The sequence below is a fragment of the Halomonas alimentaria genome (assembly GCF_009902005.1).
GTDB lineage: Bacteria > Pseudomonadota > Gammaproteobacteria > Pseudomonadales > Halomonadaceae > Halomonas > Halomonas alimentaria.
Genome location: NZ_WUTT01000001.1, coordinates 2,656,120 through 2,681,320 on the forward strand (window position 1 = coordinate 2,656,120; position 25,201 = coordinate 2,681,320).

The 25,201-nt window shown below is 66.5% G+C and carries 22 protein-coding genes; 14 read left to right on the forward strand and 8 right to left on the reverse strand.

The genetic code is table 11. The features are described 5' to 3' along the window. Nucleotides 1-129 precede the first annotated feature (129 nt). The 3 genes from aat (at nucleotide 130) to infA (ending at nucleotide 1,975) form a co-directional block, all read left to right on the forward strand. Nucleotides 130-873, forward strand: a complete 744-nt coding sequence (gene aat, locus GRB96_RS12565) for a leucyl/phenylalanyl-tRNA--protein transferase (protein WP_161432460.1) — start codon at nucleotides 130-132, stop codon at nucleotides 871-873. 25 nt (nucleotides 874-898) lie between these two features. Then, nucleotides 899-1,636 (forward strand): arginyltransferase, encoded by a 738-nt coding sequence (locus GRB96_RS12570; protein WP_161432461.1) that lies wholly within the window; start codon nucleotides 899-901, stop codon nucleotides 1,634-1,636. A gap of 120 nt (nucleotides 1,637-1,756) precedes the next feature. Continuing rightward, entirely contained in the window at nucleotides 1,757-1,975 is a 219-nt protein-coding gene (gene infA / locus GRB96_RS12575) for a translation initiation factor IF-1 (RefSeq protein WP_027961652.1), read from the forward strand. Between the two features lie 106 nt (nucleotides 1,976-2,081). Here infA and clpA read toward each other — a convergent pair whose 3' ends face one another. The 4 genes from clpA to GRB96_RS12595 all read right to left on the reverse strand — a co-directional run bounded on the left by clpA (nucleotide 2,082) and on the right by GRB96_RS12595 (nucleotide 8,686). Further along, nucleotides 2,082-4,355 carry an ATP-dependent Clp protease ATP-binding subunit ClpA gene (gene clpA / locus GRB96_RS12580; RefSeq protein ID WP_161432462.1) on the reverse strand — a complete coding sequence of 758 codons (2,274 nt, stop codon included), beginning with the start codon at nucleotides 4,353-4,355 and terminating at the stop codon, nucleotides 2,082-2,084. Between the two features lie 143 nt (nucleotides 4,356-4,498). Next, nucleotides 4,499-4,825 (reverse strand): ATP-dependent Clp protease adapter ClpS, encoded by a 327-nt coding sequence (gene clpS / locus GRB96_RS12585; RefSeq protein ID WP_161432463.1) that lies wholly within the window; start codon nucleotides 4,823-4,825, stop codon nucleotides 4,499-4,501. A gap of 193 nt (nucleotides 4,826-5,018) precedes the next feature. Next, complete coding sequence (gene icd, locus GRB96_RS12590) at nucleotides 5,019-6,275, reverse strand: NADP-dependent isocitrate dehydrogenase (RefSeq protein ID WP_161432464.1); 1,257 nt, start codon at nucleotides 6,273-6,275, stop codon at nucleotides 5,019-5,021. Nucleotides 6,276-6,448: 173 nt separating this feature from the next. Further along, nucleotides 6,449-8,686: an NADP-dependent isocitrate dehydrogenase gene (locus tag GRB96_RS12595; RefSeq protein WP_161432465.1), complete on the reverse strand. Its 2,238-nt coding sequence runs from the start codon at nucleotides 8,684-8,686 to the stop codon at nucleotides 6,449-6,451. 277 nt (nucleotides 8,687-8,963) lie between these two features. Here GRB96_RS12595 and GRB96_RS12600 point away from each other — a divergent pair, with 277 nt between their 5' ends. From GRB96_RS12600 to GRB96_RS12640, 9 genes are all read left to right on the forward strand, one after another. Next, the gene (locus tag GRB96_RS12600; protein WP_161432466.1) at nucleotides 8,964-9,605 is read left to right on the forward strand and encodes a pseudouridine synthase; all 642 of its coding nucleotides are present in this window, start codon (nucleotides 8,964-8,966) and stop codon (nucleotides 9,603-9,605) included. Next, nucleotides 9,602-10,051, forward strand: coding sequence for an NUDIX domain-containing protein (locus GRB96_RS12605; protein ID WP_161432467.1), 450 nt, complete (start codon nucleotides 9,602-9,604; stop codon nucleotides 10,049-10,051). The genes GRB96_RS12600 and GRB96_RS12605 overlap by 4 nt, the downstream gene beginning before the upstream one ends. A 72-nt stretch (nucleotides 10,052-10,123) precedes the next feature. Beyond that, entirely contained in the window at nucleotides 10,124-11,254 is a 1,131-nt protein-coding gene (gene mnmA, locus GRB96_RS12610; protein ID WP_161432468.1) for a tRNA 2-thiouridine(34) synthase MnmA, read from the forward strand. After that, entirely contained in the window at nucleotides 11,251-11,892 is a 642-nt protein-coding gene (gene hflD, locus GRB96_RS12615) for a high frequency lysogenization protein HflD (protein WP_161432469.1), read from the forward strand. Before mnmA ends, hflD begins: the two co-directional genes overlap by 4 nt. A gap of 59 nt (nucleotides 11,893-11,951) precedes the next feature. Continuing rightward, a complete protein-coding gene (gene purB / locus GRB96_RS12620; RefSeq protein ID WP_161433115.1) occupies nucleotides 11,952-13,316 on the forward strand; it encodes an adenylosuccinate lyase in 1,365 nt (454 codons plus the stop codon). Beyond that, nucleotides 13,313-14,503, forward strand: a complete 1,191-nt coding sequence (locus GRB96_RS12625) for a cupin domain-containing protein (protein ID WP_161432470.1) — start codon at nucleotides 13,313-13,315, stop codon at nucleotides 14,501-14,503. The genes purB and GRB96_RS12625 overlap by 4 nt, the downstream gene beginning before the upstream one ends. Before the next feature lie 98 nt (nucleotides 14,504-14,601). Beyond that, nucleotides 14,602-15,039, forward strand: coding sequence for a GNAT family N-acetyltransferase (locus GRB96_RS12630; protein ID WP_161432471.1), 438 nt, complete (start codon nucleotides 14,602-14,604; stop codon nucleotides 15,037-15,039). A 337-nt stretch (nucleotides 15,040-15,376) separates the two neighbouring features. Then, a complete protein-coding gene (locus GRB96_RS12635; protein WP_161432472.1) occupies nucleotides 15,377-16,969 on the forward strand; it encodes an isocitrate lyase in 1,593 nt (530 codons plus the stop codon). A 267-nt stretch (nucleotides 16,970-17,236) separates the two neighbouring features. Further along, complete coding sequence (locus GRB96_RS12640; protein ID WP_161433116.1) at nucleotides 17,237-17,704, forward strand: outer membrane lipoprotein; 468 nt, start codon at nucleotides 17,237-17,239, stop codon at nucleotides 17,702-17,704. A gap of 143 nt (nucleotides 17,705-17,847) precedes the next feature. Here the strand turns inward: GRB96_RS12640 and GRB96_RS12645 are convergent, their stop codons facing one another. After that, nucleotides 17,848-18,129 (reverse strand): hypothetical protein, encoded by a 282-nt coding sequence (locus GRB96_RS12645; protein WP_161432473.1) that lies wholly within the window; start codon nucleotides 18,127-18,129, stop codon nucleotides 17,848-17,850. Between the two features lie 222 nt (nucleotides 18,130-18,351). Between GRB96_RS12645 and GRB96_RS12650 the strand changes: the two genes are divergently transcribed. Then, entirely contained in the window at nucleotides 18,352-18,834 is a 483-nt protein-coding gene (locus GRB96_RS12650) for an FKBP-type peptidyl-prolyl cis-trans isomerase (RefSeq protein ID WP_161432474.1), read from the forward strand. Between the two features lie 78 nt (nucleotides 18,835-18,912). On the opposite strand, the gene GRB96_RS12655 is transcribed toward GRB96_RS12650, so the two are convergent. The 3 genes from GRB96_RS12655 to GRB96_RS12665 form a co-directional block, all read right to left on the reverse strand. Next, nucleotides 18,913-20,106 (reverse strand): MFS transporter, encoded by a 1,194-nt coding sequence (locus GRB96_RS12655; RefSeq protein ID WP_161432475.1) that lies wholly within the window; start codon nucleotides 20,104-20,106, stop codon nucleotides 18,913-18,915. Nucleotides 20,107-20,138: 32 nt separating this feature from the next. Beyond that, nucleotides 20,139-20,768, reverse strand: coding sequence for a C40 family peptidase (locus GRB96_RS12660; protein WP_161432476.1), 630 nt, complete (start codon nucleotides 20,766-20,768; stop codon nucleotides 20,139-20,141). 216 nt (nucleotides 20,769-20,984) lie between these two features. Continuing rightward, the gene (locus GRB96_RS12665) at nucleotides 20,985-23,450 is read right to left on the reverse strand and encodes a DUF1266 domain-containing protein (protein WP_161432477.1); all 2,466 of its coding nucleotides are present in this window, start codon (nucleotides 23,448-23,450) and stop codon (nucleotides 20,985-20,987) included. A 278-nt stretch (nucleotides 23,451-23,728) separates the two neighbouring features. On the opposite strand from GRB96_RS12665, the gene GRB96_RS12670 reads away from it, so the two are divergent. Continuing rightward, the gene (locus GRB96_RS12670) at nucleotides 23,729-25,174 is read left to right on the forward strand and encodes an NAD-dependent succinate-semialdehyde dehydrogenase (protein ID WP_161432478.1); all 1,446 of its coding nucleotides are present in this window, start codon (nucleotides 23,729-23,731) and stop codon (nucleotides 25,172-25,174) included. The last annotated feature ends 27 nt before the right edge of the window (nucleotides 25,175-25,201 follow it).

Below are 25,201 nucleotides of genomic sequence, written 5' to 3' on the forward strand. Positions count from 1 at the left end.
CGCCTGGCGCCTTGCGAATGCGTGGCGCCAATCATACCCGAGCGAAGGCGCCGCATCACAGTCGCCACGCCTTGAGCGATGGGGTCGCGGGCGGCACACTGCTCCTTCCACCGCAAGGATGCCGACGCCATGCTGCCCTGGCTGCCCCCCTCCCCCGTGCAGTTCCCCTCCGTGGACGAGGCGCTGCGCGACCCCGACGGCCTGCTGGCGGCCGGCGGGACACTCGCTCCCGAATGGCTGCTGGCCGCCTATCGTCGCGGCATCTTCCCCTGGTACAGCGACGACCAGCCGATCCTGTGGTGGAGCCCCGACCCGCGCATGGTGCTGTTCCCGAACGAGATTCGCGTACGTCGCAGCCTGGCCAAGCGTCTGCGCAACGGTGGCTTCACGGTGACCGCCAACCGCGCCTTCATCGACGTGACGGCGGCTTGCGCGGCACCCCGCGAGGGCCAGCCGGGTACCTGGATCAGCGACGAGATGCGCACCGCCTACGCTCGCCTGCACGCCATCGGCGCAGCCCATTCGGTGGAAGTCTGGCGAGACGGAAAACTGGTGGGCGGACTCTACGGCGTCGCCCTGGGACCGGTATTCTTCGGCGAGTCGATGTTCTCGCGGGTCGCCGACGCCTCCAAGATCGCCCTGGTGCGGCTGGCCAGCGCCATGTCAGCGGGCGGCGGACGGCTGATCGACTGCCAGATGCACACCCCTCACCTGGCCAGCCTGGGGGCTCGGGATATCGCCCGAAAAACGTTCATCGGCTATCTTGAAGAGTGGCTGGGTTGCCCCGGTGAAGGTGACTCATCGTCCCACCGCTGGACACCCGCCTGCTGGTCTTTTGAGCCCCTCGCCGGGCCTGCCAGCGATTCCGACTGACTGCCCTGTGCCAGGGAGAGCCGCCGTGAGCAGCAACACCCCCCGCCAGCCGACCCGGGACCTGCGTTTCTTCCTCACCGTGCCCCACGCCTGCAGCTATCTGGAGGGGCGCGAGGCCACCACGCTGTTCCTGGATCCCCAGGAGTCTCCTGGCCAGGGGGTCTATGACGCCCTGGCCCTGCTCGGCTTCCGGCGCAGCGGGCGCCATCTCTATCGCCCTCACTGCGAGGGCTGCAGCGCCTGCATCTCGGTACGCATCCCGGTGGCGGAGTTCACCCCCGACCGCACCCAGCGGCGCCTGGCCAGGCGCAACGCCGACCTGACCCTTCATCTGAGGCCGGCCATCTACGACCCCGAACACTATGCGCTCTATGCCCGGTACATCCGCACACGTCACGCCGATGGCGACATGTATCCACCGAGCCACGAGCAGTACCGCACCTTCCTGACCCTCGATCAGCCCTATGCTCGGCTGCTCGAATTCCGCCTCGCGGGTCGCCTGGTGGCGGTTGCCGCCTTCGACCAGCTCGAGCACGGCCTATCGGCGATCTACACCTTCTTCGATCCCGCCCCGGATCTGGAGCGGCGCTCCCTGGGTACCTACGCGGTGCTGAGCCTCGTCGACCTGGCGCGGCGTCGCGACTTGCCCCACGTCTACCTGGGCTACTGGATCCGTGAATGCCGCAAGATGGCCTACAAGCAGGCCTTCCAGCCGCTCGAGCGGCTGGAGGGCCGCCACTGGCGGCGACTGATTCCCGCGTGACGGTAACCGCCCTTTCTTTGCCTTGCAGGCCGGCATGCGGCACAATACCGCGCTATTCTTGTACCCAGGGGCCACGCTGGCCAGTGGGTCGTGATTAACCAACAGCGAGGAATCGCCTATATGGCACGTGAAGACCATATCGAGATGGAAGGCGTCATCGTCGACACCCTTCCCAACACCACCTTCCGCGTCGAACTCGAGAACGGACACGTGGTGACCGCGCATATCTCCGGCAAGATGCGCAAGAACTATATCCGCATCCTCACCGGCGACAAGGTCAAGGTCGAGCTGACTCCCTATGACCTGACCAAGGGTCGCATCGTCTACCGCTCCCGCTGATCCCGGCGGTCGAGCGACTCGACCTCCCCTGACGCCGACACGACAACGCCCCGTCTCTCGACAGGGCGCTGTGTCGTGGATGAGCGGCGGGCTGACGCCCGCCCGATCACGGTGCGTCGGCCATCTCCGACTCGGTCTCGAGGTGCAGTTCTCCCTCCTCCACGCTGACGTGGACCAACCCGCCGTGCTCGGAAAGCTCGCCGAACAGGATCATCTCCGCCAGCGGCTTCTTGAGCTTCTCCTGGATCAGGCGCGCCATGGGCCGAGCCCCCATGTCCGGATCGTACCCCTTCTCCGCCAGCCAGGCGCGGGCCTCCTCGTCCACGTCGAGCTGGACTCGCTTCTCGTCCAGCTGGGCCTGCAGCTCCACCAGGAACTTGTCGACCACGCTGCGCACCACCGAGGTCGGCAGGGAGTGGAACTGGATGATGCCGTCCAGGCGGTTGCGGAACTCCGGCGAGAAGGTCTTGCGGATCACCTCCATGGCGTCGGTGGAGTGATCCTGGGTCTGGAAGCCGATGGAGCGCCGCGTGGCCTGCTCGACCCCGGCATTGGAGGTCATGATCAGGATCACGTGGCGGAAATCCGCCTCGCGGCCGTTGTTGTCGGTGAGCCGGCCGTGGTCCATCACCTGCAGCAGCAGGTTGAAGACCTCGGGGTGCGCCTTCTCGATCTCATCGAGCAGCAGCACGCAGTGCGGCTGCTTGGTGATCGCCTCGGTCAACAGCCCACCCTGGTCGTAGCCGACGTAGCCGGGAGGGGCACCGATCAGGCGTGACACCGTGTGGCGCTCCATGTACTCCGACATGTCGAAGCGCACCAGCTCGATGCCCATGATGTGCGCGAGCTGGCGGGCCACCTCGGTCTTGCCCACCCCGGTCGGACCGGCGAATAGGAAGCTGCCCACCGGCTTGTCCGGCGCCTTGAGGCCGGCCCGCGACAGCTTGATCGCCGCCGACAGGCTGTCGATCGCCTCATCCTGGCCGAACACCAGCATCTTCAGGTCGCGATCGATATTGGCCAGCAGCTTGCGGTCGGAACTGGAGACGCTCTTCGGCGGAATCCGTGCGATGGAAGCGACCACCGCCTCGACCTGGTCGGTATCGATGGTATCGACACGCATCTCCGGCGGCAGCAGGCGCTGGTGGGCACCCGCCTCGTCGATCACGTCGATCGCCTTGTCTGGCAGGTGGCGGTCATTGATATAGCGATCCGCCAGGCGCGCCGCACTCTCCAGGGCACCATCGGTGTACTTGAGCTGGTGGTGCTCCTCGAAGCGCGAACGCAGACCCTTGAGGATGCGGATGGTGTCATCCACCGACGGCGCGGGGACGTCCACCTTCTGGAAGCGACGGGCCAGGGCGCGATCCTTCTCGAAGATGCCACGATACTCCTGGAAGGTCGTGGAGCCGATGCAACGCAGCTCGCCGGAAGAGAGCATCGGCTTGAGCAGGTTGGAGGCGTCCATCACCCCGCCGGAGGCGGCCCCGGCACCGATCACGGTATGTATCTCGTCGATGAAGAGGATGGCATTGGGCTGCTTGCGCAACTCGGCAAGCAGCGCCTTGAGACGCTTCTCGAAGTCACCGCGATACTTGGTGCCGGCCAGCAGCGCACCCATGTCCAGCGAGTAGACCACGGCGTCGCCGATCACCTCCGGCACATCCTCCTCGACGATACGCTTGGCCAGCCCCTCGGCGATGGCGGTCTTGCCCACGCCGGCCTCACCCACCAGCAGCGGGTTGTTCTTGCGCCGGCGGGCGAGGATCTGCACCACCCGCTCCAGCTCGTGCTCACGGCCGATCAGCGGGTCGATCTTGCCCATGCGGGCCTGCTCGTTAAGGTTGGTGGCATAACCGGTCAACGGGTTGGATGCTGTCTCGCCGCCCTCCTCGACCTCGTCGGAATCCGGCGACGAGGAGGATGGCGCCTGATCATGGCCGGACACCTTGGAGATGCCGTGGGCGATATAGTTGACGGCGTCGACACGCGCCACGTTCTGCTGCTTGAGGAAGTAGACCGCCTGGCTCTCCTGCTCGGAGAAGATCGCCACCAGCACGTTGGCACCGGTCACCTCGCTCTTGCCGGATGACTGCACGTGGAACACAGCACGCTGCAGCACGCGCTGGAAGCCCAGCGTGGGCTGGGTCTCGCGGTCGGCATGATCCTCGGGAATCAGCGGCGTGGTGGAGTTGATGAAGTCCTGCAGGTCGGACCGCAGCTTGTCGAGGTTGGCCCCGCAGGCGCGCAGCACATCGGCCGCCGAGGCGTTGTCGAGCAGCGCCAGCAGCAGGTGCTCCACGGTCATGAACTCATGGCGCTTGGAGCGCGCCACGGTGAAGGCCGTGTTCAGGGTCAGTTCAAGTTCTTTGCTCAGCATGGCAGTCCCCTTCTTGCCGCCCAGGGCATTGCGTCGGATCTTTCTCGGTCCGGCATCATCAACATCGGGTACAAACGCCACCGTTGCAAGCTCACTTACCAACGGCAGCCGATGGCACACCCGTCGCGACCATGTCCGGGGAGTCAGTCCGCCGCCTCGATATCCGAGAGCAGCGGATGCTGACACTCTCTAGCATATTGATTGACTTGATGACTTTTGGTTTCAGCGATGTCACGGGTAAAGATGCCACAGGTCGCCTTGCCCTGGGTATGCACCGTCAGCATCACCTGCACTGCGGTCTCGCTATCCAGGTGGAAGAAGGTCTGCAGCACCTCCACCACGAACTCCATGGGGGTGAAGTCATCGTTGTGCAACACCACCTTGTACATCGGCGGCGTCGCCAGTTGAGGATCGGCACTCTGTACCGCCAGGTCGCCGTCCTCCTCCCCCGGCGCCGGGGGGCGCGTCATGCCGCACACCACTTCATTTCTGAACATAGGGCCCACTTTCCATCTCGACAAGCCGGCAGCCATTCGAGCATCTCGACCGAGGTTGGACGTCGCGCTGCCGACAGGGTTCACCGCCCCGCTTGATATCGGGGCGATAACGTAAAGGCCCCCGCCCGCCGGATGGCGGACGGGGGCCCGGATCCCGCATCGCCACTTACATGTTGTCGGCGACTGCCTGACCGAACTCGGAGCACTTGAGCAGCTTGGCATCGTCCATCAGGCGATGGAAGTCATAGGTGACCTCGCCCCTGGAGATCGCCTTCTCCATGCCCTTGAGCACCAGGTCGGCGGCCTCGACCCACCCCATGTGGCGCAGCATCATCTCGGCGGAGAGGATCAGCGAGCCCGGGTTGACCTTGTCCTGGCCGGCGTACTTCGGCGCGGTGCCGTGGGTCGCCTCGAACATGGCAGTGGTATCGGAGATGTTGGCACCCGGCGCGATGCCGATGCCGCCCACCTCGGCCGCCAGGGCGTCGGAAAGATAGTCGCCGTTGAGGTTCAGGGTCGCGATCACATCGTACTCGGCCGGGCGCAGCAGGATCTGCTGCAGCATGGCGTCGGCGATCACGTCCTTGATGACGATTTCCTTGCCGGTCCTGGGGTTCTTCATGGTCATCCAGGGGCCACCGTCGAGCAGCTCGGCACCGAACTCCTCACGGGCCAGCTCGTAGCCCCAGTCCTTGAAGGCACCCTCGGTGAATTTCATGATGTTGCCCTTGTGCACCAGGGTCAGCGACTCGCGGTCGTTGTCGATGGTGTACTGCAGGGCCTGGCGAACCAGACGCTTGGTGCCCTCCACGGAGACCGGCTTGACACCGATACCGCAGTTCTCCGGGAAACGGATGTTGGTGACCCCCATCTCCTCACGGAAGAACTTGATGACCTTGTCGGCCTCCGGGGTGCCGGCCTTCCACTCGATGCCGGCATAGATGTCCTCGGAGTTCTCGCGGAAGATCACCATGTCGACGTCGGCGGGCTTCTTCACCGGGCTCGGCACGCCCTCGAACCAGCGCACCGGACGCTGACAGACGTAGAGGTCGAGCTTCTGGCGCAGGGCCACGTTCAGGGAGCGGATGCCACCGCCCACCGGGGTGGTCAGCGGCCCCTTGATGGAGACCACATAGTCCTTGACGGCTTCCAGGGTCTCTTCCGGCAGCCAGGTATCGGCATCATAGACCTGGGTGGCCTTCTCGCCGGCAAAGACCTCCATCCAGTGGATCTTGCGCTCGCCGTTGTAGGCCTTCTGCACGGCGGCGTCGATGGCGATCATCATCGCCGGGGTGACATCGACACCGATGCCGTCGCCCTCGATGAACGGGATGACCGGCTCGTTCGGCACGTTCAGAGTGTTGTCGGCGTTGGCGGTGATCTTCTGGCCGCCTTCGGGAACGACAATTTTCTGGAATCCCATTGAGAACTCCCCTGTAGTGGTGTGTTCATTGGAGCGCGAAGTATAGCATTGCCCGCCCCACCCGGCCCATGGCACCCCTTCGACATAACGCTAACGGCCCCCGCCCACCTGGTGGTGGACGGGGGCCGAAGGAACCTCCCTGGGGAGGGTACAACGCTCTGTAGCGCGATACTTCAGCCTTTGGCGACCAGCGCCAGGGCGTCATTCAGGGTCTTGCTGGGACGCATGACCGCACGGGCCAGCTCGGCGTCGGCATGGTAGTAACCCTTGATATCCACCGGCTGTCCCTGAACACCATTCAGCTCCTCGAGGATGGTCGCCTCGTTGGCCTCCAGGGTTTCGGCCAGACGCCCGAACAGCGCCTTGAGGTCGGCGTCCTCGTCCTGGGCGGCCAGCGCCTCTGCCCAGTACAGCGCCAGGTAGAAGTGGCTGCCGCGGTTGTCGATCTCGCCGACCTTGCGCGACGGTGACTTGTTCTCCTCGAGGAAGCGGCCGGTGGCCTTGTCCAGCGCATCCGCCAGCAGGGTAGCGCGCGTGTTGCCGAAGGTCTTGGCGAGATGCTCCAGGGAGGCGGTCATGGCCAGGAACTCGCCGAGGCTGTCCCAGCGCAGGTGGTTCTCCTCGAGCAGCTGCTGCACGTGCTTGGGCGCCGAGCCGCCGGCACCGGTCTCGAACAGGCCGCCACCCTCCATCAGGGGCACGATGGAGAGCATCTTGGCACTGGTACCGAGCTCGAGGATCGGGAACAGGTCGGTGAGGTAATCACGCAGGATGTTGCCGGTCACCGAGATGGTGTCGAGGCCACGGATCACACGCTCCAGGGTGTAACGCATGGCACGAACCTGGGACATGATCTGGATATCCAGGCCCTCGGTGTCGTGGTCCTTGAGGTAGGTGCGGACCTTCTTGATCAGCTCGTTCTCATGGGGGCGATAGGGGTCGAGCCAGAACACCGCCGGCATGCCGGAGTCGCGGCAACGGTTCACGGCGAGCTTGACCCAGTCGCGGATCGGCGCGTCCTTGACCTGGCACATCCGCCAGATATCGCCCTCCTCGACGGTCTGGGAGAGCAGCACCTCGCCGGTTTCCAGATCGGTGATATTGGCCACGCCCGCCTCCGGCACCTCGAAGGTCTTGTCGTGGGAGCCGTACTCCTCGGCCTTCTGGGCCATCAGACCGACGTTGGGCACGGTGCCCATGGTGGCGGGATCGAAGGCGCCATGCCACTTGCAGAAGTTGATCATCTCCTGGTAGATGCGGGCGAAGGTGGACTCCGGCATCACCGCCTTGACGTCCTTCATGCGGCCATCGGCGCCGTACATCTTGCCGCCGGCTCGGATCATGGCCGGCATCGAGGCGTCGACGATCACGTCGCTGGGCGAGTGGAAATTGGTGATGCCGCGTGCCGAGTCCACCATGGCCAGCTCCGGGCGCTCATCGTGGCAGGCGTGCAGGTCGCGGACGATCTCGTCACGCTGAGCCTCGGGCAGGGTATCAAGCTTCTCGTAGAGGTTGGCGATGCCGTTGTTGACGTCGACGCCCAGCTCATCGAACAGCGCGCCATGCTTCTCGAAGGCCTCCTTGTAGAACATCCGCACACAGTGGCCGAACACGATGGGGTGCGAGACCTTCATCATGGTGGCCTTGACGTGCAGGGAGAACATCACACCGGTCTTGCGGGCATCCTCGATCTCGCGCTCGTAGAAGTCGAGAAGCGCCTTCTTGCTCATGAACATGCTGTCGATGATCTCGCCTTCGAGCAGCGAGACCTCGGGCTTGAGCACCAGCGCTTGGCCGCTGTCGGTGATCAGCTCCATCTTCACCTTGCGGGCGCGGTCCAGGGTCATCGACTTCTCGCCATGGTAGAAGTCGCCGCCATGCATGTGGGAGACATGGGTGCGCGAGGCCTGGCTCCACTCGCCCATGTGGTGCGGGTACTTGCGGGCGTACTCCTTGACCGCCTTTGGCGCGCGACGGTCGGAGTTGCCCTCGCGCAGCACCGGGTTCACCGCGCTGCCCATGACCTTGGCAAAGCGCGCCTTGATGTCACGCTCCTCGTCGCTGCTCGGCTCGTCCGGGTAGTCCGGCAGCGGGTAGCCCTGGCCCTGCAGCTCCTTGATCGCCGCCCGCAGCTGCGGCATGGAGGCACTGATATTAGGCAGCTTGATGATGTTGGCCTCCGGCGTCTTGGTCAGGGCGCCCAGTTCGGCCAGGTGGTCCTCGACGCGCTGGCCTTCGGCCAGATAGTCGGGGAACAGAGAGAGGATCCGCGCCGCCAGGGAGATGTCGCGGGTCTCCACTTCGATGCCGGCAGCATCGGTGAAGGCGTCGATGATCGGCAGCAGCGAGTGGGTCGCCAGCGCAGGCGCTTCGTCGGTGAACGTGTAGATAATCTTCGGCGTTTTGGACATGTTGGCGTTGATCTCTCTGGTTGCTGCGGTAGCAAGAAACGGGATCGCTAGCGCGCTCACGATGACTGGAACGGGGGACCCCGGGGTGCTCCCCCCAAGTTATGATCCGGCGGGGATGCGCTCGGCACCGCGCCGCTGGCGGAGTCTCGGCAGGCCTTGTAATGACGATGCACTGCCGGCAAGCGGGCGCATTATACCAGCCACCCCGCCCCGGCGTATGCGCAATAAGGCTGACGCGCCCCTGCCATCCCGCCCGGCTTGCCGGTAAGCTTGCCCCATGAGCAACCTCTATCTGCTGCACAAGCCCTACCGCATGCTGTCCCAGTTCACCGACCGCGGGGACGGTGACAGGGGGCCGCGCGCCACCCTGGCCGATGTGATCGACGTGCCCGGCATCTACCCGGCCGGCCGCCTCGACCACGACTCGGAAGGACTGCTGCTGCTCAGCGACGACGGCGAACTGATCCATCGCATCAGCCACCCCCGCCACAAGCAGCCCAAGACCTATCGCGTTCAAGTAGAAGGCACCCCCGGGGAAGACGCCCTGCAGGCGCTGCGGGCAGGCGTCGAGCTCGGCGACGGCATGACACTCCCGGCCAAGGTGCGCCGGCTTGCGCAGAGCGGGCTGCCGGAACGCAACCCGCCCCTGGACCCCAGGCGCCACCCCGTGACCACCTGGTTGGAGCTGACCATCAGCGAGGGGCGCAATCGACAGGTAAGGCGCATGACCGCGCATGTGGGCCACCCGACCCTACGCCTGGTGCGGGTGGCTATCGGCCCCTGGCGGCTCGACGGGCTGGCCCCCGGGGAGTGGCGCCGCGAGACGCTGCACGCCCCCTCCGCCACCCGCCGCACGCAAGGGCCCCGCCGCGGGGCACCCGGCAAGAGACCCACCGACAAGCAAGGAGGCAGACGATGAGCCGCTGGCACCCCTATGTGACGGTGGCCTGCGTGGTAGAGCGCGCCGGCGCCTTCCTGATGGTGGAAGAGGAGCGCGGCGGCCCGCAGACGCTGTTCAACCAGCCCGCCGGCCATCTGGAGCCCGGCGAGCGCATCCGCGATGCCGCCCTGCGCGAGGTGGAGGAGGAGACCGCCTGGCGGGTCGGCATCAGCGACTATCTCGGCATGTACGTCTACCAGGCCCCCGACGGCAAGACCTTCCATAGCCACGCCTTCCTCGGCATGGCGCTGGCGCATATGGGCAATGATCTGGACCCGGCGATCCACGCCGTGCACTGGCTGACCCTGGAACAGATCGAGGCACTGGAGCGCGAGGGGCGCCTGAGAAGCTCCCTGGTGCTACGCCGCATCCGCGACGCCCTGGCCGGACGCTTCTACCCCATGGACGTGATTCACGAACGTTGAGCGCTCGGCGACCAGCGCCCGGATCATGTATAATCTCGCCCCATTTATGTCACACCGATTTCGAGGACGCCCATGACCGCCACCCCAGGCAAGGTGATCGTCGGCATGTCCGGCGGCGTCGACTCCTCCGTCTCCGCCCTGCTCCTGCTCGAGCAGGGCTATGACGTCGAGGGCCTGTTCATGAAGAACTGGGACGAGGACGACGGCACCGAATACTGCACCGCCAAGGAGGACCTGGCGGACGCCGAGGCCGTCTGCGAGAAGCTCGGCATCCGGCTGCACACCGCCAACTTCGCCGCCGAGTACTGGGACAACGTCTTCGAGCACTTCCTCGCCGAGTACCAGGCGGGACGCACGCCGAACCCGGACATCCTCTGCAACCGCGAGATCAAGTTCAAGGTGTTCCTGGAGTACGCCGAGATGCTCGGCGCGGAGAAGATCGCCACCGGCCACTATGTTCGTGAAGGACGGGTCCGCCAGGGGATCCGCGGCGAGGTCCGCCCGAGATTGCTCAAGGGGCTCGATCCCAACAAGGACCAGAGCTACTTCCTGCATGCCGTGCCCGAGGCCGCCATCGCCCGCACCCTCTTCCCGGTGGGCGAACTCGAGAAGCCCGAAGTGCGCGCCATCGCCGAGCGCCACGACCTGGTCACCGCACGCAAGAAGGACTCCACCGGCATCTGCTTCATCGGCGAGCGGCGCTTCCGCGACTTCCTGCAGCAGTACCTGCCCGCCCAGCCCGGGGTGATCGAGACCCCCGAGGGCGAGGTGATCGGCGAGCACATGGGACTGATGTACTACACCCTGGGCCAGCGCCAGGGGCTCGGCATCGGCGGGCTGCCCGACCATCCCGAGGCGCCCTGGTACGTGGCCGCCAAGGACCTCGAGCGCAACGTGCTCGTCGCCGTGCAGGGCAAGCACCACCCGCTGCTCTATACCGACAGCCTGGCCACCGAGGCCATGGAGTGGGTCGCCGGCGAGGCACCGCTGGCCGAGGGCCGCCTCACCGCCAAGACTCGCTACCGCCAGGCCGACGTGCCCTGCACCTTCCGCACCCGGCCGGACGGCGGCGTCGAGGTGGTCTTCGACGAACCCCAGCGTGCCGTCACCCCCGGTCAGTCGCTGGTCCTCTACGACGGCGAGATCTGCCTGGGCGGCGGTGTCATCCGCGAGACCTGGAACGCCGCGGAGGTGGCCGCATGACCGCCACCACGCCGATCCACCGCGTCCCCGACGACCCCACCACCCGCCAGGCCCTGGCCCTGGCCGGGGTCTTCCAGGCCGCCAGCCTGGTCGACGAACTGGCCCGCACCGGCCAGGTCGACCAGCGTGCCTGGGACACCCTGATCCGCGCCACTCTGGACACCAGTCCCGAGAGCTTCGAAGCGATCTATGGCGGTCACCCCAACAACCTGCGCCGGGGCCTCGAGGTACTCGAGGGTGTGATCGGTCGCAAGCAGGCAAACCCGGTGGTGCTGCGCTACGGCTTCACCCTGCTGCTGCTGATGAACAAGCTGCGCCAGAACACGGCGATGATGGATGCCCTGGGCGAGAAGCTGGCCCGTATCCAGGGCCAGGCCGAGCACTTCGGCGACACCCACGAGAACGTCATCGCCAGCCTGGGCGAGGCCTACCAGGAGACGCTTTCCACCTTCAAGACCCGTCTCGTGGTCCAGGGCGACCCCTCGCTGCTGCAGAGCCGCATGATGCCGGAGCGGGTACGTGCCTGCCTGCTGGCCGGCATTCGCTTCGCCCTGCTGTGGCACCAGCAGGGTGGCCGGCGCTGGAAGCTTATCGTCCAGCGTGGCGCCCTGAAGAAGTCCCTGGATCGGCTCGCCTGAGCCACCCTCCCCCTACGACGCTCAATGCCCTCATGAATCGGAACACGCCCATGCAAGCCCTGCCCCTCTCCGCCTTGACCGCCCTTTCTCCCGTCGACGGCCGCTACGGTACCAAGGCCGAGCGCCTGCGCGAGCACTTCAGCGAATTTGGCCTGATCCGCGCCCGCGTCATCGTCGAGGTCCGCTGGCTGCAGCGCCTGGCCGAGCAGTCCGGCATCACCGAGGTACCGCCGCTCTCTGCCCAGGCCACGGCCTTCCTCGAGGAGCTGATCCGCGACTTCTCGGTAGAGGACGCCGAGCGCGTCAAGACCATCGAGAGGACCACCAACCACGACGTCAAGGCAGTGGAGTACTTCCTCAAGGAGCGCATCGCCGAGGTGCCCGAGCTGCACGCCATCGGCGAGTTCGTGCACTTCGCCTGTACCAGCGAGGATATCAACAACCTCTCCCATGGGGTGATGTTGAGCGACGGCCTCGCATCCCTGCTGCCGACCATGCACGAGGTGGCCGATCAGATCGCTCGCCTGGCCCATAAGCATGCCGAGCTGCCGATGCTCTCGCGCACCCACGGCCAGACGGCGAGCCCCACCACCCTGGGCAAGGAGATGGCCAACGTCGCCTATCGACTGCGCCGTCAGCTGAAGCTGATCGAGGGTGTCGAGATACTGGGCAAGATCAATGGTGCGGTGGGCAACTACAACGCTCATCTGACCACCTATCCGGAAGTGGACTGGCAGGCCAACGCCCGCACCTTCGTCGAGGGCCTGGGCCTGACCTTCAACCCCTACACCACCCAGATCGAACCCCATGACTATATCGCCGAGCTGTTCGATGCGGTGTGTCGCTTCAACACCATTCTTGTCGACTTCGACCGCGACGTCTGGGGCTACATCTCGCTGGGCTACTTCAAGCAGAAGACCGTGGAGGGCGAGATCGGCTCCTCGACCATGCCCCACAAGGTCAACCCCATCGACTTCGAGAACTCCGAGGGCAACCTGGGGCTTGCCAACGCGATCCTCGACCACCTGGCCCAGAAGCTGCCGATCTCACGCTGGCAGCGCGACCTCACCGACTCCACGGTGCTCAGGAACCTGGGCGTGGGCCTGGCCTACGGCCTGATCGCCTACGAGGCCGCGCTCAAGGGCATCGGCAAGCTGGAGGCCAACCCGGCGCGCATCGCCGAGGACCTCGACGCCAGCTGGGAGGTGCTCGCCGAGCCGATCCAGACCGTGATGCGTCGCTACGGCATCGAGAAGCCCTATGAGAAGCTCAAGGAGCTGACGCGGGGCAAGCGCATCGACCAGGCCGGCTTTGCCGCCTTTATCGACACACTGGAGCTGCCCGCTTCCGTGAAGGCCGAACTCAAGGCACTGACCCCGGCCTGCTATATCGGTAATGCCGCCGAGCAGGCGAGAAGCCTATGAGTCCCGAGACCCCACTCACCATGCTCGGTGATCTCACCAGCGCTGAATTCCTGCGCGATTACTGGCAACAGAAGCCGGTGCTGATCCGCGGTGCCTTCCCCGACCTTGAGTGTCCGCTTTCCCCCGACGAGCTGGCCGGGCTGGCCTGCGAAGAGGGAGTCGAGGCTCGCCTGGTCGAGGAGCATGGCTATGACGAACAGGGCCGGGTGTGCCCCTGGCGAGTCAGCCATGGCCCCTTCAGTGAAGCGACCTTCGCCGCCCTGCCCGACCGTGACTGGTCCCTGCTGGTGCAGGCGGTGGACCACTACGTGCCCGAGGTGGCCGAACTGCTCGAGCGCTTCGCCTTCCTGCCCCGCTGGCGCCTCGACGACATCATGATCAGCTACGCCCCGCCGGGGGGCAGCGTCGGTCCCCACGTCGACCAGTATGACGTCTTCCTGCTCCAGGGCATGGGGAGCCGCCGCTGGCAGCTGGGCGGCCGGGTGCCCGACGATGCCGCGATCATCCCCGGCATCGACCTGCGCATCCTCGAGCGCTTCGAGGTGGAGGCCGGCGACGACTGGGTGCTGGAACCCGGCGACATGCTCTACCTGCCACCGGGCTGGGCCCACCACGGTGTCAGCCAGTCCGACGACTGCCTGACCCTCTCGGTGGGCTTCCGGGCCCCCTCGGCCGACGAGGCGATCGTCTCCTTCGCCGACTTCCTGGGTGACAAGCTCCCCGACTCGCTGCGCTACGCCGACGCCGGCATGGCCCCGCCCGTCGATCCCGGCGAGCTCGATGACGCCGCCGTCGAGCGCATGCGCCGTCTGATCCTCGACACCCTGGACGACCCCACCCGGCTCGCCCAGTGGTTCGGCCGGGTGATGACCCAGCCCAAGTACGCCGACCAGCTGGTGGCCAACGAGACGCCCACCGACCCGACGGACCTTGTCGCCGCACTACAGGCGGGCGAGGTGCTGGTGCGCACCCCGGGCTCCCGCTTCGCCTGGCATGCCCTGGGCGAGGGTCGCGCCACCCTGTTCGCCGATGGCGATGGCGCTGAGTGCGCGCTGCCACTGGCCCGGCTGATCGCCTCCCAGGCGGTGCTGGATGCCGAACTGCTGACCCACGAAGGGGCCGATGCACTGCTCGCCGCGCTGCTCGACGCCGGCAGCCTGGCCTGGGCGGATGAGCTCGAAGAGTAGCAAGGCGCAAGGCGCAAGGCGCAAGGCGCAAGGCGCAAGGCGCAAGGCGCAAGGCGCAAGGCGCAAGGAAATCATGATCCAACCGGGAGCTGCTTATCATGCAAAGGGATACCGTGGAGATTCGCGAGGGTAGCTGGGAGGCGCTCGGGGCCCAGGCCACCGAGATCCGCCACTTGGTCTTCATCGAGGAGCAGGGGGTCTCCCGGGAGGAGGAGTGGGACGGCCGTGATGGCGAGTGCCACCACTTCCTTGCCCTCCTGAATGGCCGGCCGGTGGGCACCGCCCGCCTGCTGCCGGATGCTCATATCGGACGGGTCGCGGTGCTCGCTGGGGCGCGCGGCCACGGCATCGGGGCGGCGCTGATGCACGCCGCCATCGAGGCCGCCCGCCGCCACGGCCACGCCGTCGTGGAACTCGCCTCCCAGACCCATGCCCTCGAATTCTACGCCCGGCTGGGCTTTGCGGCCCATGGCCCGGAGTTCCTCGACGCCGGCATACCGCACCGCAATATGCGCCTCCTGCTGGGCGACCGCTGAGCCACCCCTCCCACCTTCAAACGAAAAATCACTACAGGAAGTCCCCGCAGGGCGGCTTCCTGTAGTCGAGCTACAACCCTGCCTTACCCTAAGGGGCGATTGTTGTGTCCCGTCGCCATGCGCCATAGTGCTGATCAAGGCGAGTGAGCAAACACCTGTTTAAGGTTTTTTTCAGGCCTGTCTCATACAGATGTTTCAAATCCGCCAGTGTTCGACCAAGGCAGCAGAGACAGACCGCCTTCGATCGATGACCCTGATCTCACTTCGCAGGTGCAGCATCGAGAAGCACCGGCAAGCGACCAACACCCGAGCAATTTCCCTGAGAGAGGATGGCCCCATGTCATACCAGGAAGATATCAAGGCACTGTCCCAGCTTCGTGAAGCCATGCAGGGCAAGTGGGCAGACATCAGCCCCGAGAACGCCGCCCGCATGCGTGCCCAGAACCGTTTCAAGACTGGCCTGGACATCGCCAAGTACACCGCGAAGATCATGCGCGACGATATGGCGGCCTACGACGCCGACAGCGCCAAGTACACCCAGTCACTGGGCTGCTGGCACGGCTTCATCGGCCAGCAGAAGATGATCTCCATCAAGAAGCACTTCGGCACCACCAAGAGCCGCTACCTCTACCTCTCCGGCTGGATGGTCGCCGCCCTGCGTTCCGAGTTCGGCCCGCTGCCCGACCAGTCCATGCACGAGAAGACCGCCGTCTCCGGCCTGATCGAGGAGCTCTACACCTTCCTGCGCCAGGCCGACGCCTGGGAGCTCAACCACCTGTTCCGCGACCTGGAAGAGGCCCGTCAGGCCGGCGACAGCGCCAGGGTGACCGAGCTCGAGAAGGCGATCGACAACCACGAGACCCACATCGTGCCGATCATCGCCGACATCGACGCCGGTTTCGGCAACGCCGAGGCCACCTATCTGCTGGCCAAGCAGATGATCGAGGCGGGTGCCTGCTGCATCCAGATCGAGAACCAGGTCTCCGACGAGAAGCAGTGCGGCCACCAGGACGGCAAGGTCACCGTGCCCCACGAGGACTTCCTGGCCAAGATCAACGCCGTGCGCTACGCCTTCCTGGAACTCGGTATCGACGACGGCGTCATCGTTGCTCGCACCGACTCCCTGGGCGCCGGCCTGACCCAGAAGATCGCCGTGACCAACGAGCCGGGCGACCTGGGCGACCAGTACAACAGCTTCCTCGACGGCGACGTCATCGAGAAGGCCGAAGACATCAACAACGGTGACGTGGTCATCAAGCAGAACGGCAAGCTGGTCAAGGTCAAGCGCCTGGCCTCCGGCCTCTACCAGTTCAAGCCGGGTACCGGCGAGGACCGCGTGGTGCTGGACTGCATCACCAGCCTGCAGAATGGTGCCGACCTGATCTGGATCGAGACCGAGAAGCCCCATGTCGGCCAGATTGCCGGCATGGTGAACCGCATTCGCCAGGCGGTGCCCGACGCCAAGCTGGTCTACAACAACAGCCCGTCCTTCAACTGGACGCTGAACTTCCGTCAGCAGGTGTTCGATGCCTGGCAGCAAGAGGGCAAGGATGTCTCCGCCTACGATCGTGCCAAGCTGATGAGCCCAGAGTACGACGCCACCGACCTGGCCCGGCTGGCCGACGAGTGGACCCGCAACTTCCAGCGCGACGCCTCCCGCGATGCGGGCATCTTCCACCACCTGATCACCCTGCCCACCTACCACACCGCGGCACTCTCCACCGACACCCTGGCCAAGGGCTACTTCGGCGACGAGGGCATGCTGGCCTACGTGGAGGGCGTGCAACGCCGCGAGATCCGCGAAGGCATCGCCACCGTCCGTCACCAGGACATGGCCGGCTCCAACATCGGCGACGACCACAAGGAGTTCTTCCACGGCGATGCGGCTCTCAAGGCCGGTGGCAAGGACAACACCATGAACCAGTTCTGAGCATGGTGCCGCACTAGACGACTGGAACCTTGGGGAGGCTCACGCCTCCCCTTTTTTTGTGTGCGCAAATTCTATTACCGCCGGTGAATATCCACTTTTCTTGTCACCTTATCGGGCTAGAATGAACAGCAATCACCCGCCCGGTGCTGGCCAAGCATGGTGGTCCCGGGTAAACTTGAATTAACAAAACAGTGTTCGCTCACTCGACAGGAAGTCATCGAAGCCATGGCGCTCGGTGAACGCCCCAGGAGGTCAAGCATGATTCCCATGAAACGTCTTCTCCCCGTACTCGCCATCGGCGCCCTGACGCTGGCCGGCTGTGCCAACACCGCTTCCATGGGCGGCAACGTCTACAGCAGCAACCAGGTCGGTGCCGAACAGACCGTGCGCTTCGGCACCATCCAGGCCCTGCGCCAGGTGCAGGTCCAGGCCGACAGCCGTGCCGGCGGCATTGTCGGTACCGGCGGTGGTGCGGTGATCGGTGGCCTGCTGGGCAACCAGGTGGGCGGTGGCTCCGGGCGTACCCTGGCCACCGCCGCTGGCGTCATCGCCGGCAGCGTGGCTGGCAGCAAGATCGAGGAGTCCGCCAACCGGGTCAGTGCCTGGGAGATGGAGATCCGTCGTGACGACGGCATCGATATCGTGGTCGTGCAGAAGGCCGACCAGGCCTTCCAGGTCGGTCAGCGCGTGCGCCTGATCGGCAGTGGCAGCAATATCACCGTCGCCCCCTACTGAGGCACCGGCGCTCATCGCTGCCTGGTGATGAACTGGCAATGCCGGCTTGAAATGCCGGCATAAACAGAGAAAGGCCCGCGGAGAGATCCGCGGGCCTTTCGCATGGCGCATCGAATGGCCTGGCCAGTGGCCAGGCCAACGGCTCAGTGGAAATCCACCTTGCTCATCGCCCAGCCACCCAGCTTGACGGCGACCAGCACCAGGATGCCGACCACGATGGCGGTCATCAGAACGTCCACCGGACGCACCAGGGTGGTGGCACCGATCACGGCCAGGGCCAGGCTCCAGACCACGCTGTTGTTGCCACCGGTCTTCATCGCCTGGGGCAGGAGGCAATCCAGCGATGCACTCAGCGACGGCCAGCGCTTGAGCGAGAGAAACAGGATCGCTGCGAAGGCGATCAACCAGATCACGACTTGGGCCATGGGGGTCTCCAGGATTCGAGTGAGTGTCGTTGGAAGATTCGAGTGGACGCTAGGTTAGCCCCGGCACCGGGGCGACGCAACCATCCGAAGGTCGGCGCTGATGCGGGTGAACACGACTCAGGATGGTGGCGAAGATCCTGAAAATGCCCCATCGCCCCTGACAGGATGTGCCCGTCGCGTTACCATGCCCACGACATGCACTCACCGAAAGGTTCTTCAATAATGCAGATTGCGCAAAATTCCGTTGTCGCGTTCCACTACACCCTGACCAATGACGCAGGTGAAGTGCTGGACAGCTCGGAAGGCCGCGAGCCGCTGACCTACCTCCACGGCGCCGGCAACATCATTCCGGGCCTCGAGAAGGAGCTTGAGGGCCGCGCTGCCGGCGACAAGCTCAACGCCACCGTGACGCCCGCCGAGGGCTACGGCGAGAAGCAGGAGCAGCTGGTTCAGGAAGTGCCGCGTGACGCCTTCCAGGGTGTCGAGAGCATCGAGCCCGGAATGCAGTTCCAGGCCCAGACCCAGGGCGGCCCGCTGATGGTCACCGTGACCCAAGTCGGTGGCGACACCGTCACCGTCGATGGCAACCACCCGCTGGCAGGCCAGACCCTGAACTTCGACGTCGAGATCGCCTCGGTGCGCGAAGCCAGCGAGGAAGAGGTCGAGCACGGTCATGTGCACGGCGAGGGTGGCCACGAGCACTGAGTCACTCAGTGAGCGACACCGCATCGTGAAGGGGCAGCCGATTGGCTGCCTCTTTTACGTGTGCATGCCGGTGACGAGTCAGCTGGCGGCGGCACCCTCCGGACGCCGCCGCCACAGCCAGATGGCGATGGATAGCGTCACACCCAGCACCAGCCAGGAACCCAGTGCCACTCCCCTCCAGCCGCCCAGGTGCCAGAACGGCTCCAGCCAGAACACCCCGAGGCTGGCGCCGGTGTAGTAGAACACCAGATAGAGTGCCGAGGCGCTGCCCCGCGCCTGGCGCGCATGCCGCCCCACCCAGCTCGAGGCCATGGAGTGGGCCACGAAGAAGCCGAAGGCGTTGATGGTCAGTCCCACCAGGATCAGCGGCAGGCTGTCGGAGAGCGTCACCAGGGTGCCCGCCATGAAGATGGCGATGCCCATCATCATGCAGGCCGGCTGGGAGAGATGGCGCACCAGTCGCCCGGAGAGCGACGAGCCCAGGGTGCCGCCCAGGTAGGTGAGAAAGATCAGCCCCAGCAGGGTGGCACCGAGGTCGAAGGGCGGAGCCGCCAGGCGGAAGGTAATGTAGCTGTACTGGTTGATGAAGATCAGGAAGTTGAGCCCGCCGAGCAGGTACGCCGAGAGCAGGGTCGGGTTGCGCAGGTGGGCACCGAGATCCGCGACGGCGCCGGCCAGCTCGAAGCGGCGCGGCGTGAAGCCCCGCGACGGCGGCAGCAGCTTCCAGAATAGTACCACCCCTGCCAGGGTGATCAGCCCCACCGCCAGGAAGCCGGACGCGCTGCCGCCCAGCTCACCCATGCCACCGCCCACCACGCGCCCGCTGATCCCACCCAGGGTGTTGGCACCGATATAGAGGCCCACGGCGGCCAGCATGGCATCGGGCTCGAACTCGTCGCCCATCCAGGCGATGGCCACCGCCGGCAGGCCACCCAGCACGAAGCCCTGCAGGGTGCGCAGCGCCAGCAGGGTCTCGAAGTTGGGCGCCAGGGCCAGGGCAAGGGAGAGCAGTCCCGCCGCCAGCAGGCTGAGACGCATGATGCCGGCGCGGCCGATGGCATCCGACAGTGGCCCGAAGACAAGCAACGAGGCCGCCAGCGCCAGCGTGGCCAGCGACATCACCAGCCCCACCACCAGCGTCGAGACACCGTAGGCCTCGCGCAGGTCAGGCAGCAGCGGCTGCGGCGCATAGAGATTGATGAAGACCAGCAGCGAGCCCAGGCTCAATGCCAGGGTGGCTCGCCACCAGGCGGCGCTGCGTATGCGAATCATGACAGACCTTGAATGGCGGGCGCCCTGCCCCCTCAGGCGTCGACGTCGGCCTGCAGGCGCTGGGCCAGGTTGGTCGGCTCCAGGGCACGCCGAGCCTGCCAGTAGTGGCGACGCCAGTAGCTGTTGTCGAGCTTGGAGATCATCACCCCTCGCGAGGAGGAGGCGTGCAGGAAGCGCCCCTCGCCGACATAGATGCCGACGTGGCGGTAGGTGCCGGGCGGCCGGAAGAACACCAGATCGCCCGGGGCCAGCTCATCGCGTGCAACGGGACGCCCCTGGCTCACCTGCTCACCGGTGGTGCGCGGCAGGGAGAGCTGGAAGGTCTCCTCGAAGACATTCTGCACCAGAGCCGAACAGTCGACTCCTCCCCGGGAGGTACCGCCCAGGCGGTAGGGAGTGCCCACCCAGCGCTCGTGCTGGGCCAGCAGGGCCTGACGCACCAGCGCCGGCGGCGGATTGCCGAGACGACGTGCCTCGAGGATGGGGTTGTCCACCGGCGACATCATGGGGTCCCAGCCGCCGGGAAGGCCCGGCAAGTCACGGGCAAAATAGGGCTCCTCGGCGTCGAGGGAAGCGCGATCCCGCGACGTCGAGGCACAGCCGGCCAGCACGGCCAATGACACGACAACCAGCAGGGTACGGCACAAGGGGTTGACGACCATCCTGCAGCGACCTCTTCCCTGAGCCACGCCCGCCGGCATCGTGGATCCGGGGCGGGGAGCAACGCTGTGGCAGTGACGCCGGCCAAGGCCGGTAGCACTGCCGAAGCGGCCTGTCGGCGGCTCGAGTGATACGGGGCTCCCGACAGGTGGAGCCATGGCATATTCGGGAACGACTATAAACCAGCATCGCGGGGCTGGCGAGCCCCGCGCATCGCCTCAGTGCAGCAGCCGGGCGTCGCCCGGCAGGGTATCGATATGCATCGGCGCCCAGTGACGCGGCCGGGCACCGGGAAATTCCAGGCTGGCCCAGGGTCCCGCCAGGGGTGGCGCGGCACTGAGCCAGGCCACCAAGGCCTGACGAAGGCCCGCCAGGAAGCTCTCGCGCTCCGGGGTCTCCCCCATGAAGAAGGAGAAGCCGGCGTAGAAGCCGCGGGCGTAGGCATCCCAACCGGAGTAGTGGGACGCGGCCAGGCCGTGGGCTCGCTCCAGCACCCTGTCGAAGGCCGCCGACTCCAGCCAGCCCAGCTGGCGACCGGCGACCGCCAGGTCCACCGCCTGGGCCAGATCCCAGGCCGTGAGGTCGGTCTCGTTGCAGCCATCCTCGTTGTCGCGAACCCGCTGGAGACGCAGCAGGTGGGTGCGCTCCTCGTCACTGCACTCGCCGCTCTCCAGGGTGGCTATCTCAGAGGCGAGGCGGGCCGAATTGAGCGTGTAGGGGGCGTAGTTGATCTGGTACTCCTGGCGATCACCGTTCTCCAGCAGGAAGTCCAGGAACTCGCTGAGCTCCTCGGCGGAATGCAGGCCGTAGTGGCCATCGACCCACTCGCGGATGGCCACCGCCTCACGCTCGCTCTCGCGGTGCGGCACGCTCCAGGGCGGACTGTTGAGCGGCCCCACCAGTGATAGCGCGGTAAACTGCGAGAGCCTCGGGCGGGGGCCGGGCTCACGCCACTCGTCGACCCGCCAGTCGAGCCAGTGGAACAGGCTGCCCGGGTCCTCCAGGTGCCAGCGGATCTCCAGGGCGAGAGTCGGCTGGTCCTCCTCCGGGAGCAGCGAGTCCCAGCTGACCCAGGCCTCCAGCAGGCGTCGGGAATCGGGGTAGAAGCGACACAGGGAGCCGCGCAGCGCCTCGGCCAGGGCCTCCAGCCCGTCGACATCGAAGGCCTCGCTGTCGAAGGCCATCTGCAGGTAGAAGGCGTACTTCTCTGCCATATGGATGGTCGCCGCATGATGGCTGGCCCGGCGCAGGCCATCACGCTGGGCCAGCGCGGCAGGCTCCGCCACCCCGAAGGGCGTCTCGGCCGGCGGCAGGGCTCCGTGGGCCGCATCGGCAGCGAGCTGGTTCAGGTGATGCGCCTGGGCCGGCAGCCAGTAGCGTTCCAGTGCCGCGACTCCCTCTTCGGGATGCAGGTCGAGATTCTCGGCCAGAAAACCCAGCGCATCGTCACGGCGCGCCGCGCTCACTGCCACCGGTGGTCCCTGGCGCACGGCGAGCTCCGGCTCTCGCACCGAAGCCAGTGCCAGCACCCAGTGGCGAGGATCGGCACGCCAGCCTCGCATCGCCTCGCGGGCCGGTGCCAGCCGCTCCTCGTCGACCAGCCCCTGCAGCGGCACCCGCCAGGGGCTCAGCGGCGACTGCAGCAGCAGGCGCCAGTCGCTCTCGAACGCTCCCAGCAGGTCGCGCCCATCGAACAGGCTGCGTCCGCGCTGGTAGGCCCTCGCCAGGGCCGACCAGTCGCTGTAGCGGTGCTGGATCAGGTCGGCCGCATGCAGGGCGAAGGTTTCGGCCTCCTCGGCCTCGAGCCACCCCAGGCAGGCGCCCGCCCAGGCCAGGTCCACCAGGCGCAGCCAGTCCCAGGCGGCCCACTCCAGCGGCTCGCCCTGCTCCAGTAAGGCCAGCAGGGTGCGACCGTAGCGGCGCTCGTCCGCCTCCAGCCCAGCGCACCAGGCACGACGGGCATCGTGATCCAGGGCCAACAGCCGAGTGGCATCCAGGTCCCAGCCCTGGCGGTCGCCCTGAGCTCCCAACCAGAGCAGGACCCGCAGCAGGTCCTCGCGGCTGTGCACCCGCCAGTCCTCGGCGAGCCACTCGGCCAGGCCCGCCCAGTCGTGCTCGCCGGCGGGCAGGGCCAGCACCGGGGCAAAGCCGGCACGCAGCCGCCAGGCCGCCGCGCCACCGCCGCCGGGCCAGGGTGCCTCGGGACGATCATGCACCGCCAGCCACTCGCCGAGACGCTCCCAGGTGATTCCCTCCCCCTCGTGTTCGAGCACCGCCAGCGCCTCGCAGGCATCGGCGAAGCCATCATCGCCGCGCACCCAGCCATCGGCACTGCGCGCGCGGCGCAGCGCTTCCAGCCAGGCGTCCAGGTCGCGATGGTGGGCCACGACCTCGCCGGCCAGCCAGTGGGCCCAGGCGCGTGCCTGGGCCTCGTCCAGCCAGCCCGCGGCCGCGCCCAGGGCGGCCAGCTCGAGAGCCGCCAGCAGCCTGGCCGGGTCGGCATCGGCACCACCGGTGCCCAGTGACTCCAGCAACCGCCAGCCAAGCTCACCGCGATCGGGTACCGCCAGGATCGACAGTCGAGCACGGGCATCTTCCGGCTCCACGCTGAGCGGGTCGGGGTCGAAGGCCCAGTCACAGAGCACCAGCTGCTGGGCCCACCAGGCGTTCAGGAGATCGATCAATGCTCACCTCGATATCAGGTCGCAAGGGCCGCTCGCAGCGGCCGGAAGATGTCGACGTGGGAGTCGTCCGGCGTCAGTGACACTGGGCGCCGTGCTGTCAGGGGCCATGATTTCAGGCGCCATGATTTTAGGCGCCATATTGTAGCGGAAAGCATCGCCGGCGCCGATGACTGGCGCGATCTTTCATCCATCACCGTTAGCGGATGCCATCTGCTTGGCGCAGCGTTTTAAATAATGCACACTGCGTAAATTATGCCAACAACACCCCCGGAGGACCCATGCCAGAGCTGCCCGATATCCTGATCCCCAAGGCCTTCATCGCCGGCGAGTGGCGCGATGCCGAGACGCGCTTCGCCGTCACGGACCCCGCCAGCGGCGAGGTGCTCGCCGAGGTACCCGACCTGGGCGCCGACGCCACCCGCGACGCCGTGGCCGCCGCCGAAGCCGCCTGGCCTGCGTGGCGGAAGCGCACCGCCAAGGAGCGGGCCAACCTGCTGCGCGGCTGGTATGACGCCATCATGGACCATCAGGAGGCACTCGCCCGGCTGATGACCCGGGAGCAGGGGAAGCCGCTGACCGAGTCCCGGGGCGAGGTGGCCTACGGCGCCTCCTTCGTGGAGTTCTACGCCGAGGAGGCCAAGCGCGTGGCCGGCGAGACCCTGCCCAGCCACGGCGTCGACAAGCGCATCCTGGTGTTCCGCGAGCCCATCGGTGTGGTGGCGGCCATCACCCCCTGGAACTTCCCGCTGGCGATGATCACCCGCAAGTGCGCCCCGGCGCTGGCCGCCGGCTGCCCGGTGGTGATCAAGCCCGCCGAGGCCACGCCGCTTACCGCCCTGGCGCTGGCACGCCTGGCCGAGCTCGTCGGCTTCCCGGCCGGAGTGATCAACGTGGTCACCGCCAGTCGCCCGGCCGAGGTCGGCGAGGTGCTGACCAGCGACCCGCGAGTACGCAAGATCTCCTTCACCGGCTCCACCCCGGTGGGCAAGAAGCTGCTCGCCCAGTGCGCCGGCACCGTCAAGAAGGCCTCCATGGAGCTGGGCGGCAATGCGCCCTTCATCGTCTTCGACGACGCCGACCTGGACGCCGCCGTGGAGGGCGCCATCGCCTCCAAGTACCGCAACTCCGGGCAGACCTGCGTGTGCACCAATCGCCTGCTGGTGCAGGACGGCGTCTACGACGCCTTCGTGGAGAAGCTGGCCGCCCGGGTGGCCGAGCTCCGGGTGGGCAGTGGTCTCGAGGAGGGCGTGGCCCAGGGGCCGCTGATCAATGCCGCGGCGGTGGAGAAGGTCGAGGCGCACATCGCCGACGCCCTGGCCAAGGGGGGGCGCCTGGTCACCGGCGGCAAGCCCCACGCCCTGGGTGGCACCTTCTTCGAACCTACGGTGATTGCCGATGTCAGCGAGGAGATGCGGGTCGCCCGCGAGGAGACCTTCGGTCCCCTGGCACCGGTGTTCCGCTTCGCGACCGAGGAGCAGGCCATCGCCATGGCCAACGCTACCGAGTTCGGCCTCGCCGCCTATTTCTACGCCCGCGACTACCGTCGCATCTGGCATGTCATGGAAGGGCTGGAGTATGGCATGGTGGCGGTGAACGAGGGGATCCTCTCCACCGAGCTGGCCCCCTTCGGCGGCGTCAAGGAGTCAGGCCTCGGGCGCGAAGGCTCCCACCACGGCCTGGATGAATATACTGAACTAAAATATGTGTGTGTCGGCGGCCTGTAACGTCCGCCACTCAACCACCAGGAGGCA

Bases quoted from the DNA above. Each gene is read 5' to 3' on its own strand.
- aat (WP_161432460.1), top strand. From the start codon at position 130: ATGCTGCCCTGGCTGCCCCCCTCCCCCGTGCAGTTCCCCTCCGTGGAC.
- infA (WP_027961652.1), top strand. From the start codon at position 1,757: ATGGCACGTGAAGACCATATCGAGATGGAAGGCGTCATCGTCGACACC.
- clpA (WP_161432462.1), bottom strand. From the start codon at position 4,355: ATGCTGAGCAAAGAACTTGAACTGACCCTGAACACGGCCTTCACCGTG.
- clpS (WP_161432463.1), bottom strand. From the start codon at position 4,825: ATGACGCGCCCCCCGGCGCCGGGGGAGGAGGACGGCGACCTGGCGGTA.
- icd (WP_161432464.1), bottom strand. From the start codon at position 6,275: ATGGGATTCCAGAAAATTGTCGTTCCCGAAGGCGGCCAGAAGATCACC.
- GRB96_RS12595 (WP_161432465.1), bottom strand. From the start codon at position 8,686: ATGTCCAAAACGCCGAAGATTATCTACACGTTCACCGACGAAGCGCCT.
- GRB96_RS12600 (WP_161432466.1), top strand. From the start codon at position 8,964: ATGAGCAACCTCTATCTGCTGCACAAGCCCTACCGCATGCTGTCCCAG.
- GRB96_RS12605 (WP_161432467.1), top strand. From the start codon at position 9,602: ATGAGCCGCTGGCACCCCTATGTGACGGTGGCCTGCGTGGTAGAGCGC.
- mnmA (WP_161432468.1), top strand. From the start codon at position 10,124: ATGACCGCCACCCCAGGCAAGGTGATCGTCGGCATGTCCGGCGGCGTC.
- hflD (WP_161432469.1), top strand. From the start codon at position 11,251: ATGACCGCCACCACGCCGATCCACCGCGTCCCCGACGACCCCACCACC.
- GRB96_RS12625 (WP_161432470.1), top strand. From the start codon at position 13,313: ATGAGTCCCGAGACCCCACTCACCATGCTCGGTGATCTCACCAGCGCT.
- GRB96_RS12630 (WP_161432471.1), top strand. From the start codon at position 14,602: ATGCAAAGGGATACCGTGGAGATTCGCGAGGGTAGCTGGGAGGCGCTC.
- GRB96_RS12635 (WP_161432472.1), top strand. From the start codon at position 15,377: ATGTCATACCAGGAAGATATCAAGGCACTGTCCCAGCTTCGTGAAGCC.
- GRB96_RS12640 (WP_161433116.1), top strand. From the start codon at position 17,237: ATGAAACGTCTTCTCCCCGTACTCGCCATCGGCGCCCTGACGCTGGCC.
- GRB96_RS12645 (WP_161432473.1), bottom strand. From the start codon at position 18,129: ATGGCCCAAGTCGTGATCTGGTTGATCGCCTTCGCAGCGATCCTGTTT.
- GRB96_RS12650 (WP_161432474.1), top strand. From the start codon at position 18,352: ATGCAGATTGCGCAAAATTCCGTTGTCGCGTTCCACTACACCCTGACC.
- GRB96_RS12655 (WP_161432475.1), bottom strand. From the start codon at position 20,106: ATGATTCGCATACGCAGCGCCGCCTGGTGGCGAGCCACCCTGGCATTG.
- GRB96_RS12660 (WP_161432476.1), bottom strand. From the start codon at position 20,768: ATGGTCGTCAACCCCTTGTGCCGTACCCTGCTGGTTGTCGTGTCATTG.
- GRB96_RS12670 (WP_161432478.1), top strand. From the start codon at position 23,729: ATGCCAGAGCTGCCCGATATCCTGATCCCCAAGGCCTTCATCGCCGGC.